Origin of the sequence: Microbacterium sp. NPDC089190, assembly GCF_040701795.1 — a bacterium.
In the GTDB taxonomy this organism is placed as follows: domain Bacteria; phylum Actinomycetota; class Actinomycetes; order Actinomycetales; family Microbacteriaceae; genus Microbacterium; species Microbacterium galbum.
Genome location: NZ_JBFBHF010000003.1, coordinates 43,474 through 56,024, shown reverse-complemented (window position 1 = coordinate 56,024; position 12,551 = coordinate 43,474). Strand labels below are relative to the sequence as shown.

At 69.7% G+C, this 12,551-nt stretch carries 15 protein-coding genes; 4 read left to right on the top strand and 11 right to left on the bottom strand.

Features of this window, described 5'->3' with window-relative positions; all coding sequences use genetic code 11:
* Positions 1 to 69: 69 nt before the first annotated feature.
* Complete coding sequence (locus AB0230_RS10210) at positions 70 to 1,038, bottom strand: aldose 1-epimerase family protein (RefSeq protein ID WP_363579505.1); 969 nt, start codon at positions 1,036 to 1,038, stop codon at positions 70 to 72.
* Between the two features lie 98 nt (positions 1,039 to 1,136).
* Positions 1,137 to 1,307 (bottom strand): CsbD family protein, encoded by a 171-nt coding sequence (locus AB0230_RS10205; protein WP_074697048.1) that lies wholly within the window; start codon positions 1,305 to 1,307, stop codon positions 1,137 to 1,139.
* Positions 1,308 to 1,479: 172 nt separating this feature from the next.
* On the opposite strand from AB0230_RS10205, the gene AB0230_RS10200 reads away from it, so the two are divergent.
* Positions 1,480 to 2,796, top strand: coding sequence for a D-alanyl-D-alanine carboxypeptidase (locus AB0230_RS10200; protein WP_366375555.1), 1,317 nt, complete (start codon positions 1,480 to 1,482; stop codon positions 2,794 to 2,796).
* Positions 2,797 to 2,830: 34 nt separating this feature from the next.
* On the opposite strand, the gene AB0230_RS10195 is transcribed toward AB0230_RS10200, so the two are convergent.
* Both AB0230_RS10195 and AB0230_RS10190 read right to left on the bottom strand, forming a co-directional pair.
* Positions 2,831 to 3,526, bottom strand: coding sequence for a hypothetical protein (locus AB0230_RS10195; RefSeq protein WP_366375553.1), 696 nt, complete (start codon positions 3,524 to 3,526; stop codon positions 2,831 to 2,833).
* A complete protein-coding gene (locus AB0230_RS10190) occupies positions 3,510 to 4,043 on the bottom strand; it encodes a sigma-70 family RNA polymerase sigma factor (protein WP_366375551.1) in 534 nt (177 codons plus the stop codon). Before AB0230_RS10190 ends, AB0230_RS10195 begins: the two co-directional genes overlap by 17 nt.
* A gap of 220 nt (positions 4,044 to 4,263) precedes the next feature.
* Between AB0230_RS10190 and AB0230_RS10185 the strand changes: the two genes are divergently transcribed.
* Both AB0230_RS10185 and AB0230_RS10180 read left to right on the top strand, forming a co-directional pair.
* Positions 4,264 to 4,974 carry a CHRD domain-containing protein gene (locus AB0230_RS10185; RefSeq protein ID WP_363392212.1) on the top strand — a complete coding sequence of 237 codons (711 nt, stop codon included), beginning with the start codon at positions 4,264 to 4,266 and terminating at the stop codon, positions 4,972 to 4,974.
* Between the two features lie 113 nt (positions 4,975 to 5,087).
* Complete coding sequence (locus tag AB0230_RS10180) at positions 5,088 to 5,615, top strand: class F sortase (RefSeq protein WP_363543303.1); 528 nt, start codon at positions 5,088 to 5,090, stop codon at positions 5,613 to 5,615.
* A gap of 6 nt (positions 5,616 to 5,621) precedes the next feature.
* On the opposite strand, the gene AB0230_RS10175 is transcribed toward AB0230_RS10180, so the two are convergent.
* From AB0230_RS10175 to AB0230_RS10165, 3 genes are read right to left on the bottom strand one after another with little or no spacing between them, the layout of a single operon-like run.
* Positions 5,622 to 6,236: a response regulator transcription factor gene (locus tag AB0230_RS10175; RefSeq protein WP_315995320.1), complete on the bottom strand. Its 615-nt coding sequence runs from the start codon at positions 6,234 to 6,236 to the stop codon at positions 5,622 to 5,624.
* Entirely contained in the window at positions 6,233 to 7,615 is a 1,383-nt protein-coding gene (locus AB0230_RS10170; protein ID WP_366375548.1) for an ATP-binding protein, read from the bottom strand. Before AB0230_RS10170 ends, AB0230_RS10175 begins: the two co-directional genes overlap by 4 nt.
* Positions 7,616 to 8,176 (bottom strand): hypothetical protein, encoded by a 561-nt coding sequence (locus AB0230_RS10165; protein WP_366375546.1) that lies wholly within the window; start codon positions 8,174 to 8,176, stop codon positions 7,616 to 7,618.
* Between the two features lie 179 nt (positions 8,177 to 8,355).
* Between AB0230_RS10165 and AB0230_RS10160 the strand changes: the two genes are divergently transcribed.
* Positions 8,356 to 9,225: a hypothetical protein gene (locus AB0230_RS10160; RefSeq protein ID WP_315995317.1), complete on the top strand. Its 870-nt coding sequence runs from the start codon at positions 8,356 to 8,358 to the stop codon at positions 9,223 to 9,225.
* Between the two features lie 143 nt (positions 9,226 to 9,368).
* On the opposite strand, the gene AB0230_RS10155 is transcribed toward AB0230_RS10160, so the two are convergent.
* The 4 genes from AB0230_RS10155 to AB0230_RS10140 form a co-directional block, all read right to left on the bottom strand.
* Positions 9,369 to 10,118 carry a hypothetical protein gene (locus tag AB0230_RS10155; protein WP_315995316.1) on the bottom strand — a complete coding sequence of 250 codons (750 nt, stop codon included), beginning with the start codon at positions 10,116 to 10,118 and terminating at the stop codon, positions 9,369 to 9,371.
* A gap of 79 nt (positions 10,119 to 10,197) precedes the next feature.
* Entirely contained in the window at positions 10,198 to 10,737 is a 540-nt protein-coding gene (locus AB0230_RS10150) for a hypothetical protein (protein WP_366375544.1), read from the bottom strand.
* Between the two features lie 97 nt (positions 10,738 to 10,834).
* Positions 10,835 to 11,710, bottom strand: coding sequence for a hypothetical protein (locus AB0230_RS10145; RefSeq protein ID WP_366375542.1), 876 nt, complete (start codon positions 11,708 to 11,710; stop codon positions 10,835 to 10,837).
* A gap of 67 nt (positions 11,711 to 11,777) precedes the next feature.
* Positions 11,778 to 12,536 carry a response regulator gene (locus tag AB0230_RS10140; RefSeq protein ID WP_366375540.1) on the bottom strand — a complete coding sequence of 253 codons (759 nt, stop codon included), beginning with the start codon at positions 12,534 to 12,536 and terminating at the stop codon, positions 11,778 to 11,780.
* Between the last annotated feature and the right edge of the window lie 15 nt (positions 12,537 to 12,551).

The following is a 12,551-nucleotide window of genomic DNA, read 5'->3' as shown; positions in this document are numbered from 1 at the left end:
CGCGGACCGACCGCTCGCAACGACGAATCGCCCCGGACGGATCCGGGGCGATTCGCGTCTGCGGCCGGCTCAGCGCGCCGAGATCGTCCAGCCGGCCTCGTGCGACGCGCCCGGATCGAGCGAGACCACGCCGGTGGCGAAGTCGTAGGCGTCGTCGTTGAACGCATCGGGCGCGCAGGTCATCGGCTCCACCGCCAGCCCCGCGCGGTGCCCGGGCGTCCCGGGCCCGGCCGGCAGGTCGGCGGTGTGGATCTGCACCCACGGGCAGTCCTCGGCCCAGGTCATCGCCACCCCGGTGCCGGCGGGGTCGGTGAGGGTGACCGTGGCGCGGCCGTCGGCATCCCGGATCAGCCCGGTGTAGGCGTGGTCGATCTCGACGGCGCCGAGCACGCGCTCGTCGCGGTAGTCGAAGCGGTCGGCGTCGACCTCGACGGATGCCAAGGCCACCGGCGCGAGACGATCGGGCGTGACCTCGAGCACGGTGTCGGCCGGGAGCGAGAGCGACCATTCGTCGAGCGCGGCCGGACCGGCGACGAGGTAGGGGTGCGGGCCGGTGCCCCACGGCGCCGGGGTGTCGGACAGGTTGGTCGCTCGCACGGTCTGCGTCAGGCCGTCGGCTCCGAGACGGAACGTGGTGGACACGACGAGCCACCAGGGGTATCCGGCCTGAGCGGTCACGGTCGCGGTCAGCGTGACGGCGTCGTCGGAGGCGTCGAGCACGTTCCAGTCCACCCACGACAGCAGACCGTGCAGGGCGTGGCCGCGGTTCGGCTCGGTGAGCGGCAGCTGGTGCTCCTCGCCGTCGAAGCGATGGATGCCGTCCACCACCCGATTGGGCCAGGGCGCGAGCGTCGTGCCGCGATAGGCGGGTCGCAGTTCGTCGGCGTCGAAGGGGACCACGAGGTCACGGCCGTCGAAGGTGAGCGAGCGGAGGGACGCGCCGACACTGGCGATCGCGGCTTCGTAGCCGTGGGCGCGCAGGACGACGGGGGTGCCCGAGACGAGCGTGGGCGTCTCGGTGGGAACGGCAGCGGTCATTCCGCCATTATCGCGAACGCGGGCGCCTGCCTCCGGCATCCGTTCCGGAAACGACGAATGCCCCGACCGCGAGGGTCGGGGCATTCGGGGAGGGCGACTTACTTGAAGGCGTCCTTGACGTTCTCGCCGGCCTGCTTGGCGTGGGCCTTGGTCTGGTCCGCCTGGCCCTCGGCTTCGAGGCGCTCGTTGTCGGTGGCCTTGCCCGTGGCTTCCTTCGCCTTGCCCGCGATGTTCTCAGCGGCGTTCTTGATCTTGTCGTCGAGTCCCATGTCGGCACCTCCCGTTAGGTTTCCGGGTATCTCCCGATGTGCATCCACGCTAGATCTGCGCGCCCGACGCGGCGGGGGGCTTGAAATTCATGTGCGTGTGAGGCAAGCCGACGGGATAGGTTCGAGGCATGCGCCGGGGGGAAGCATCATTCGCGACGGGCGGTCGCACCTCATGACCGCGCCCGACACGCTCGCCGATTTCTCCAGTCTCCTCGACGAGGCACCGCGCGGGCCGGCACCTCCCGGGCGGGCCGGCCGGGTCGCGCTCATCGTCTTCCTCGTCGTTCTCCTCGCCACCCTCGGCGGTGGCGGCGGCTACGTCTGGTGGGCGTCGTCGGCGGCCCTGCCCGCCCCGACCGTCACCTCGCAGACGCCGACCGTGAACGCGGCGGGCCCGGCATCCCTGGTCCTGCCCTCCTCCGGCTCGGTGCGGATGAGCATCGACGGCGGCGAACAGTATCTCGGACCCGATGCGGCCGGGGTGTTCGCGTCGTCGGGGGGCGACGACGCCCGTCCCATCGCCAGCATCGCCAAGCTCATCACGGCTCTGGTCGTGCTCGATGCGCACCCGCTGGGCGACGCCGCCGATCCCGGACCCACCATCGCCTTCACCGAGGCCGACACCGACCTGTACGACCGTTTCTACGTGCAGGGCGTCACGATCGCGAACATGCCCGATGGCACCCGCATGCCGTTGCACGACGCCCTGGCCACGATGCTCCTGCCCTCGGCGAGCAACTACGCGGTCGCGATCGCCCGCTGGGGCTTCGGATCGGAGGGCGCGTACGTCGACGCCGCTCGGTCCTGGCTGACTCGCAACGGCCTGAACGACACCCGCATCGTGGATGCCACGGGCATCGACGCGCGCAACACCTCCACGCCCGGCGATCTGGTCGCCATCGCCCGCTTGGCCGGGGCGAACCCCACGATCGCCGCGATCACGGCGATGCGTTCGATCAGCGTGACCGGTGCGGGCACCGTGACCAATACGAACGATATGCTGGGCACGCTCGGGATCGACGGACTCAAGACCGGCAATCTCGGCGACGGCACGTTCAACCTGCTGTTCACGGCATCCCTCGATGTCGGCATCGGCAGCCCGCTCGAGATCACGGGCGTGCGCCTGGGCGGCGAGACCCACGACAGCACCGACGACGATGTGGCGCGACTGCTGCAGAGCGTCAGCGACGGGTTCCACGATCTGCAGGTCGGCAGCCTCGGCGAGACGATCGGTACGATCACCACGCGCTGGGGGTCGCAGGCGGAGCTTGTGCTCGCGAAGAATGCGGAGGTGCGCACCTGGTCGGACACCCCCGTGACCGTGACCCTCGACACCGAGACGCCGCGCACCTACGCCGACGGCGAGACGGTCGGGACCGTCACGTGGACGGCGGGTCCGCAATCGACCTCGGCCGACGTGAAGATCTCCGGCGCCATCGAGGAGCCCACGCTGCTGTGGCGTCTGACCCACCCGGGCGAACTGGGCTGACGCCCGGGCGGGCGCCCCCTCCCGCCATGACGTTTCAGACCGCGGGCAGGTCCGCGTGCGCGATCACGGCCTCGCCGGTGTCGCGCAATTCCATGCGCACGGCATCCCCCCGGAGAACGGCCGCGTTCAGACGGCAGACGATCGGCACCTTGGAGCCCAGCACCTCGCCCGCCGAGAACTCCGCGCCGTCGACCCCGACGAAGACCAGCTCGTAGGTGGCCCCCACGTCGAGCCCCGTCGCTTCGAGGTAGGCCTCCGTGCCCCACGTGTGCGCGACGACCTCGGCCGAGACGTCCACTCCGTCGCGGTCGTCGCTCACCGCGACGCGCTCGAGGGCGCCGAGGGTGCCGGGCGGGCCCGACGGCACCGAGGAGTCGAACAGCCCCACGCCGTTGACCCCGAGCACGACGCCCCCCACCAGGCACGCGGCCGCGACCACCGGCGTCACCCATCGGCGCTGTCGCTCCCGCGGTGCCGCGTGGGGCACCGGAGCCGGGGCCCCCAGCGAGGACTCGATCCGAGCGAACAGCTCGCCGCCGTCGCGCGGCGCGACCCACCCGACGTCGCCCTGACGGAGCCGTCCGGTGAGGTCCTCGAGGTGGGCGTACTCCTCGGCGCGGGCCGGGTCGGAGCGACGCAGCTCGTCGAACTCCGCCTCCTCCGCCGCGCTCAGCTCACCCGCCAGCGCGGCGGCGGCCAGTTCGGCCCAGCGGTCATCGGGAGTGCGCATCGGTCTCCTCCATCTCCTCGAGGTGCGTGCGGAGGGCGCGGAGCCCGTGGAACGTTCGTGTGCGCCACGTCCCGACAGGGACGCCCGTGGCATCTGCGAGCTCCTGATACGAACGACCGTGCAGGTGAATCGCCACGACCGCGGTGCGATGCGCCTCGCTGAGGATCGACAGCGCCTCGAGCATGCGCAAGCGGTCGAGCGGGTCGATCGCCTCGGCCGCCCGGCTCTCGAGCTCGCCTTGGTCGCCGATCACCGGCAGCCGCGCCCGAGCACGCAGGGCGTCGACGATCACGTTGCGCGCGATCGAGAACAGCCACGTGCGCTCGGATGCGGCCCGCGCGTCGAATCGGTCGCGCGCCCGCCACGCTCGGAGGAACGTCTCCTGCACGCAGTCCTCGGCCAACGGCCGGTCGCGCAGGGCGTTCACCGCGAATCCCAGCAGGGCGTGGCCGTTGTCGTCGAACGCACGGCGTAGGTCGAACGCGGGGCGTGTGCTCGGTCGCCGAGAGGCGCGCATCCGCAACTCCCCCTCGCGTCTTGTGGACTCGGACTCCGTCACCCGTGTCGTCCTCTCCGAGGGTAACCGTCGCCTGCCGACGGCCTCGTGGGGTGTACGACCGGGGCGGTGCCGGCGTTCACGGCGCGGAAGAAAATCCCGGATGCCGTGAACGCGCGGCCCCCGGCGGTCGTACTCCCCCGCAACCGGACACTCCGCGTCCCGATCGAAAGGCACGACGATGACGAAGAAGACGTACGCCCGCCCACTGACGATCGGCGCCCTGGCCGGCGTCGCCCTCCTGGCCGTCGGGCTCCCCGCGCACGCCGAGACCGAGGTGGCCGAACCCGCCGAGTTCACGAGCGCGTTCACGGTCATGGCCACCCCCGATCAGGTGATCAACAACGACGGCGTCGCCGCGCCCGGCGAGGAGGGCGCCACCGGCACGTACACGTTCCGCATCAATTCCGACCTCGACATCATCTGCTACGACATCCGCCTCGAGGGCGTCACCGGCGACTACCAGAGCCCCGCCAAGACCGCCACGCACATCCACGAAGCGGCCGTCGGCAAGCCCGGGCCGCCCCGCATCGCCTTCCCCAACCCCGCCCCCGTGGGCGACGGACCCCGCACCTCCTCAGGCTGCCTGCAGGGCCCCTTCACCACGGGCGTGGTCGCCGACGGCGTCGACACCGGCGAGGGCTTCACCCTGAAGCAGATCGAGGCCGACCCCGCCGGCTTCACCGGCGACTCGCACACCGTCGACTTCGCGGCCGGCGTCGTCCGCGGGCAGCTGTCGGCGATCCCCGTCGGCGGCGTCGACACCGGTGCCGGTGGCTCCGCCACGGCGGATGCCGGCGGGTGGGGTCTCGCCGCGGCAGCGGGCGGCCTGGGAGTCGTGGCCGCGGGTGCACTCGCGCTACGCCGCCGTCACGCGTCGTCGGCGAAGTGACCGACGCACGGCGCGGTGCGCGGCGGCCGTCCTTCTCGGGATGGAAGCGGCGCACCGCGTGCGTGCTCGTCGTCGGCGCGCTCACGACCGTCACCGGTTGCAGTTCCCCGCTTGTGGCCGATGAGCCGACGCCCCTCGTGACGACCGCGTCTCCCCCGGCGTCATCATCGCCCCCGACCTCGACGGCGTCCCCGGCCTCGGCTTCCCCTCCCGTGCGCGTGTCGATCCCGGCGATCAACCTGGACGAGTCACTGATCGACCTCGGCATCGCCGACGACGGCGCCATGGAGGTTCCCGCCGACTACGACGAGGTCGGCTGGTTCACCGGCGGAGGGCGCCCCGGGGGCACGGGCCCGACGGTGATCGCCGCGCACGTCGACTCGCCCACCGGTCCCGCGGTCTTCCAGGATCTCGAGGACCTCGTCGTCGGAGACGTCGTGGAGGTGCAGGATGCCGACGGCCGGACGCACGCGTACCGCGTCACCGAAGCGGCCGACTACCCCAAGTCGTCGTTCCCCACCGCGCGCGTCTTCGGGGCGACGGCGCGAGATGAGCTCCGACTCATCACGTGCGGGGGCGTCTTCGATCGCGATTCGGGGCACTACGTCGACAACCGCGTGGTCTACGCGGAGCGGGTCTGACGACCGTCACGTTCCGAGGTGATCGCGCGCCCACAGCGCCGCGCTCGTCCGGTCGGCCACGCCGATCTGGCGGAACACACTGCCCAGGTGCGCCTTCACCGTGCGCTCCGAGATGCCGAGCGCGTTCGCGACCTGCTTGTTGGCGAGCCCGTCGGCCACCAGGCGCAGCACCTCCTCCTCGCGGGCGCTCAGACCGCTGTCCACGGTGATCTCCTCGGGGAGCAGCGCGCCCGCGACGCGCGGATCCAGCGGGGCATGCCCGGCGTGCACGGCCCGCACCGCCGCACGGAGGTCGTGGGGCTCGGCATCCTTCAGCTGATACCCGGTCGCCCCCGCGGCGACGGCGCGACGCACCTGGTCACGGTCGCCGAAGGAGGTCAGGACGAGCACCCGGATGCCGGCGGCACGGGAGCGGATCTCGCGCGTCGCGGTGACCCCGTCCATCACGGGCATCGAGAGGTCCATGACCGCGACGTCGACGTCGACGTCCTCGATCGCCCGGAGGGCGTCGACGCCGTTCGCCGCCGTGGCGACGACGGCGATGTCGCCCTCGGCCGCGAGGACGGATGCCAGTCCCTCCCGCACCATCGAGTGATCGTCGACGACGAGGACGCGGATCATGGGATCTCCCGGGGGGTGTCGGTGAAACGCAGGCGCCAGCGCGTGCCGCGGCCAGGGGACGTCGACAGGGCGAGCTCGGCGCCCGCGTCCGTGGCGAGATCGCGGAGCACGCGCAGACCGAGGTGCCCCTCGGCCGGGGCGTCGAGCACCGCGGTGGCGTCGAAGCCGGGGCCGTCGTCGGCGACGACCAGGTCGATGCGTCCACGGTCGGCCGCGACCGCGATGGTCACCGTGCAGGGCGCGGCGTGGGTCACGGCGTTTCGCAGGGCCTCCTGGACGATCCGATAGATCAGGCGCTCGTGCGCCTCCGGCAGTGCATCGATGGGCGCGCGCAGGTCGAGGACGACCGGCACGCCACGCGTCCGGGCGGTCGCGGCGAGGTCGTGCAGCGCCGAGGACAGGCCCGACGCCGTGAGGCTCTCGGGGTAGATGTCGACGAGGAGCGATCGCAGAACCCGCACGTTACCGCGCACGGCGCCCGCGACCTCGCGCATGCCGGCGGCTCCCTCTTCCTCTCCGCGCGCGTCGGCGGCGACGGCGGCGGCCTCGGCCCCGTAACTGGTCGCGACGAGCTCCTGCACCGGGCCGTCGTGCAGTGATCCGGCGATCCGCCGACGCTCCGCGTCCGATGCGTCCACGGCACGCTGCAGCAGTTCCGCCCGGCGTGCCTCCGCGCCTCGGAGCTGGCGCAGCAACGTCCAGACGATCGGGGCCGTCAGCACGACGAACAGCAGCAGACTGCTCGTCGTCACCCCCGCGAAGCCGCGCCACAGCTCGGCGGAACGCGCGGCGACCGGCTCGTACGGGTAGTAGACCTCGAACAGCACCTGCTGCCCACTGGGTGTCCACATGGGCCGGTACACCTCGAGCAGCCGGGAACCGGTCTCGAACTCGTTCTCGTCCTCCGACAGATCCGAGACCGCCGCACGGGTCGACGGGGCGGCCAGGGCCGCGCGCTGTGCGTCGTCGAGGACGAAGGTGCGTCCGATCAGCTGCGGCTCGTCGGCGTACAGCACGCGCCCCTCGGTATCCCAGATCTTCACCCGGATGACGTCGTCTCCGAGGATCTGCGACCTCACCGTCTCGTCGAACGCGGCGAGCGCGGCGTCCTCCCCCGCCGCGAGTCCGTCGGTCAGGACCGGACGCACCACGGCGTCGGCGAGCACGTTCGTGACCTGCGCGGCATCGTTGACGGCTTCGCGTTCCGCGAGCCACTGCGCGCCGAACCCGGCGAGGGCGGCGACCGCGACGAGCACCGCGGCCAGGCCCGCGGCGAGGCGCACGAGCACTGCACGGGTCGACAAGCGGCGAGGTGCCGCCGACGCCGCTCGGGCCTCGACCAGCACCTGCCAGGGAGGGGCGGACGGGTCCGATGTCACTCAGTCGTCTCCCCCACGGCCACCACCGTCACCACCGTCGCGTCCTCCGTGGCGGCCGCTGTCATCGGAGCCGGAACCGCCGGAACCCGACCCGCCCGAGGCCGCGTCATCGCCGCCGTTCCGCGAGTCATCGGAGGCGCCGGCATCCGATGAGGCCCGGTCGTCGCTCTGTTCGACGCGAGCGTCGCGGGGGACCTCTCCCCCGCCGTCATCGGCCCCGGAGGGAGCGACGGGGTCGTCCGTGACGGCCGACCCGCCGTGGTCGTCGAGGTTCCCGGACACGGAGGAATCGTCTGAGGTCGAGCCGCGTCGTTCGTCCGCGGCGGCGTCGCCATCCGCGTCACGATCGTCCCCCGGCTCGCTCCGTCGGTCCCGGTCCCGATCACCGCCGTGGTCGTCCACGCTCGGGCCGGGGCTCGGAGTGAGGACGCCCACCTGGACCGACGTCGGCACGGGAACGGGAACCGATTCGGCGAACGAGGCATTGCCCCACAGCCCCACCGCCGCGGGGGCGGCGGCGAGCACCAGCGCACCCGCGCCGATGAGGATCCGCTTCTTCATGTCATCCATCCTTCCGCCCTCTGCATTGTCACCCGCGACGAGGACTGCCATGACCCACTGTCCGCGAAACAGCGCACCGGGGCCATCGGACGATGGTCGTAGTACCAAGGTCGCATTGCCCGGCCCGGGGTCGCGGACCGACGGTGGACACAGCTCGCCCACCGACGAAACGAGAGAGCATGAGCATCAGCACCCCGTCCCGCCGCCGCCTGGCCCGCGGCACCGCGATCCTCGCGGCCGCCCTGGTCGCGGCATCCGGACTCCTCCTCCCCACCGCGGCCCAGGCCAAGACGACCTCAGCGGGCGGTGACTACGCGGTCACCGTCAACGGCACCACCTACAACCCCGCACCCGGCAAGGACGCGAAGCTGAAGGACATCGCCGTCTCGGGCCGCATCACCGTGAGCGGGACGAACAACCGCTTCACGATCGACCCCGTGACCCTGGGCGTGTACGACTACACCCTGACCGGCGCCCCCGACACGCAGCGCATGGTCACGAGCCCCACCGTGGTGTTCGCGTCGAAGGTGCCGACGCTCACCGCCGCGCAGCGCGCGGGCACCCGCCTGTCGAGCCTCGAGGTGCGTGACGACGCGATCGTCGCGATCTTCACCACGGCGGCCGGCAAGCTCAAGATCCAGGCCAAGGACGGCGCGCAGGGCGGCATCTTCCAGATGGAGCCCGAGTTCGCCGCCCCCGTCGAACTCGTGCACACGCTCGGCCCCGGTCTGTTCTACTTCGTGAACCAGTACACGGGCAAGATCAACTTCGGAAACGGAGTGGATGCCGTCGCCTCCGGCGCGAATGCCCACCAGATGCTGCTCGGCAAGGACAGCCCCCAGGTCGCGACGAAGACGTATCAGGATGCCACCGTCACGAAGTGGACCGTGACCTCGGGCGGCCGCATGGGCGGCGTGCTCGGCGAGGATGCCGTGGAACTGTCGGCCGGCGCCACGAACTGCACGAGCCAGTGCCAGGCGCAGAACCGCATCAACGGTTCGCTCCCCGTTCCGCCCGACCCGACGAACCCGACGCCGATCGGCGGCTGAGTTCCCTGGGAACACAGAGACCCGAAGAACACAGCGCCCCCGGTCGGATGGCCGGGGGCGCTGTCGTGTTCCTCGCGACGGGCTCGCCGTGACCCCGCTCTCGACGGCGTGGACGGTCGGCGCTCGACTGCCACCGTTCGCGGTCAGAAGCCGGCGACGCCCTGCGGCCCCACCGTCGTGGGCGCGAACCCGGCGAATCCGTCGATGCGCTGCTGGGCCACGGTGGTCCCGAGCTCCGCGCGCAGATGCGGGTGCGTCCAGTAGAAGTGAGCCGCGGCATAGACCGCGCGCGGCGCCGCGTCGAGCGCGAACGTGGCGATCTGCCACGACCGCAGCTCGCCCGAGGCGAGGTCGACGTCACGCTCGATCCGCAGGACCGGGATCTTCACCGGGCGCGCCTGCTGCACCCCCGAGTCGTTCGTCGTCGTCGCGACCACTGCCTTCACCTCGGACCACGGGATGTTCGTGCCCACGCCTTGGAACCGCACCGCGATACCGCTGCGCCCGACCGCCACGCACTGACGGTTGCCCCACGATGAGCGGCTCCGCGAGGCGAAGAGCAGGCTGATGAACGAGATGAGGAAGAACAGCCCGATGAGCCCGAAGACACCCGCGATCACGTACGGGATCGGGCCCTCCATCGCCGGGGTGGTGCCGGCCTGCATCAACACGGCGACCACCACCCACCCGAGGAACAGGGTGATGACACCGGTCACGACGGTCAGGAACAGCGGAGGTTTCTTCAGCGGGGCGACGTGCAGCCAGTCGTCGGGCGCCCGCTCGAACGTCCGGTTGAACATCTCCGCGGGCAGCAGAGACAACCGCTTCTTGGATGCCGCCGGCCACACCCACCCGGGCGGAACAGAGGCGATGCGGGCGTCGGGGGTGTCCATGGAGCCCAGTGTAGGAAAGAGCATCCGACGACGGACGGTACGGGTGGCCAGGTCTCTGCCGCGTCGCGACGCATCGTCGCTAGGCGGACGGCGGACCGCCGAGCACATCGACGATCGTCCGCGGGTCGATGTCGAGATGCTCGGCGGAGACCGTCCGGCGCCGCCGTGTGCGTCCGTCGTGCCGCGTGAAGACGATGGCGGCCGTCGGCAGCAGTCCGGACGCCGGTCTGATCTCGGCGGTCGTCCCCTCCCGCGCCCACTCCTCGGCCGGCACTCGTCTAGCCACGCCGGACGGACGTTCGAGGGCCGGGAAATGCACGCTGGTGGGGGTGATCGCGACGGCCATCTCAGGTATGCGTGGTCGTCGCCGGAGCTGGCGCACACCGAAGACGCCGATGGCGAGGGGAACGAGGAGCAGCGCGCCGAAGACGACTACCAGGGTGGCGCTGGCCTGCCCGGCGACGGCCGCGGCGACGAGTGGGAGCAGCGTGACGAGTCCCCACACCGCGGCGAGGGCGATCGCCGCGATACCCTGCCCGCGCACGGCCTTCCGCAGGGCACTCTCCACGGCTGCCCGCTTGACTGCGTCGTAGCGCGCGACGATGTCCCGGGAAGTCATCGGCCGTCGCCCCTCACCCGAGCGTCAGTTGTTGAACCGGAACTGCACCGCATGCCTGTCATGGATGGGGACGATGGGCAAGCGCTCACGTCGAGAGTCAGCGATAGATCGCGATGGGCTTGATCACCAATATCGGTCCCTGCACCACGGACTCGCTCGCCTCAACGTCGACCCCTAGCCCCTTCGCAGGCTCGACGAAATGCTGCACCGCTTCCTTCAATGTGCCGATTTCAAGTGGCGTCGGGGGGACATCCTTCGTCAATCGTATGACGGGGTACTCGTCGTCAGCATCGACGAGCTGCACGACTTGGCCAACGATCCCGAAAGTTCCACCGAGTTGCCCGAGACGGCCGATTAACCATCTCCTAGACACGGAAAGTAGGACTGACGGACCCGGATCGCCTACTGGACTTGCCAGAAGCGGAACTTCGTCCTCGTCGTCCGACTCATCGCCCAAAATCTGTCTTATGTTCTTCGACGAAGCAATGGTCGTCTTTCTAGCCTCACCTCTTTGAGAGAACAAGTTGCCGTCGCGCGCCGCTTGCTCAGCAAACCAGAGGTACAGGCGCAGAACCGTCTGGAGCGGCCCCTGCGACAGCCGTGCCCTTAGCTCCACGGTGTCTCCAGGCTCAACGCCCTCAAGAGCGCTCTCGCCCCATCCGTCGAACGTACCCAGAGCCTTCCTGTCGTGCATGAGTCGGTACCAGGCATCGAAAATGGAGAAGCGAGTGCGCGTCCGGACCATCTCTTCCTCAATCTCAGACGAAGATTTCCTGCTACCACCGACACCTACGTCGACGACCGGAATCTTGACTTCGCCGCTGAATCCGCCCTCCCTAGCAGTGGTCGTTCTGGAGACGATCTCGTCCACTTTCCCGGATTCGAGGGCCGAAAGTGAATTGATCGCGACTTCGTCGTTCAGATAGAAGAAGTCGCGGTGAAGACGCTCCTTCGGAGTTTTGTAGACGGCCATGTCTACTTCGACCCGCCAGATGTGTTTTCGATACGGAACTCCACTACGTCGCCGCGCGACAACAAAATCACCCAAGCGCTCCCATCACAATTTCGAACAACTCAAACGGATTGTTCGTCGCACCCTGGCCACCGTGATCGATGACCTCGGCGACATGGCTTGGATGACGCGAGGTCGAGTAAACGATAACGGGTGTATTGTCACCCCGTTCTCTCATGGCATCGAGCAGGACGTAGCCTTCCCGATCACCTTCTACTCGCCCCATATCGGTCACTACGGCGCTGAACGAGTTGCCAGCGAGCAAACTGAGCGCTCGTTCTGTGTTTGATACCCAGACCGAGGAGACTCCCGCCGCCTTCAAGGTGTCTCGCTCGAGGCTGATCCAATCGACGTTGTCGTCAACCCAGAGGATTTGTTTGCCGCCCTTGGGCGCTGCCGAATATGCGACCGCTGCTTCCGCTGCTTCAACCTCGGACAAGGCACGGCTTGCCTTTGATTGCATTGTCTCGCCGAGCAGCCGAATGATCTCGATGGTATTGCCGTCGGCCGACCCGGCTCGCTCGGCCGCCGTGGAAGACGAGTCACCGATTTTCTCGAGAATTGCTTCAGATGCCGCCTTGTCGGTTGCCGATTGCCGTGTCTGATTTTGATAGATCAGGACCGTGATCCACACCGCCAGCAACGAGACGGAGAGCGAGAACAAACCCGCGAAGTTCAAAACCGACGGAGCGACCACCCATGGCCCGAAAACGAGTGCTCCGCCGACCAACACCGCAAGTGCGAGTGCAATAGCAACCCATCCCGCCCACCTCCAGGCTCGTGCCACGCCCACCGTTTCTGC

Bases quoted from the DNA above. Each gene is read 5' to 3' on its own strand.
- AB0230_RS10165 (WP_366375546.1), bottom strand. From the start codon at position 8,176: ATGAAGAAGCGGATCCTCATCGGCGCGGGTGCGCTGGTGCTCGCCGCC.
- AB0230_RS10145 (WP_366375542.1), bottom strand. From the start codon at position 11,710: ATGGCCGTCTACAAAACTCCGAAGGAGCGTCTTCACCGCGACTTCTTC.
- AB0230_RS10160 (WP_315995317.1), top strand. From the start codon at position 8,356: ATGAGCATCAGCACCCCGTCCCGCCGCCGCCTGGCCCGCGGCACCGCG.
- AB0230_RS10155 (WP_315995316.1), bottom strand. From the start codon at position 10,118: ATGGACACCCCCGACGCCCGCATCGCCTCTGTTCCGCCCGGGTGGGTG.
- AB0230_RS10175 (WP_315995320.1), bottom strand. From the start codon at position 6,236: ATGATCCGCGTCCTCGTCGTCGACGATCACTCGATGGTGCGGGAGGGA.
- AB0230_RS10185 (WP_363392212.1), top strand. From the start codon at position 4,264: ATGACGAAGAAGACGTACGCCCGCCCACTGACGATCGGCGCCCTGGCC.
- AB0230_RS10195 (WP_366375553.1), bottom strand. From the start codon at position 3,526: ATGCGCACTCCCGATGACCGCTGGGCCGAACTGGCCGCCGCCGCGCTG.
- AB0230_RS10210 (WP_363579505.1), bottom strand. From the start codon at position 1,038: ATGACCGCTGCCGTTCCCACCGAGACGCCCACGCTCGTCTCGGGCACC.
- AB0230_RS10190 (WP_366375551.1), bottom strand. From the start codon at position 4,043: ATGCGCGCCTCTCGGCGACCGAGCACACGCCCCGCGTTCGACCTACGC.
- AB0230_RS10200 (WP_366375555.1), top strand. From the start codon at position 1,480: ATGACCGCGCCCGACACGCTCGCCGATTTCTCCAGTCTCCTCGACGAG.
- AB0230_RS10150 (WP_366375544.1), bottom strand. From the start codon at position 10,737: ATGACTTCCCGGGACATCGTCGCGCGCTACGACGCAGTCAAGCGGGCA.
- AB0230_RS10205 (WP_074697048.1), bottom strand. From the start codon at position 1,307: ATGGGACTCGACGACAAGATCAAGAACGCCGCTGAGAACATCGCGGGC.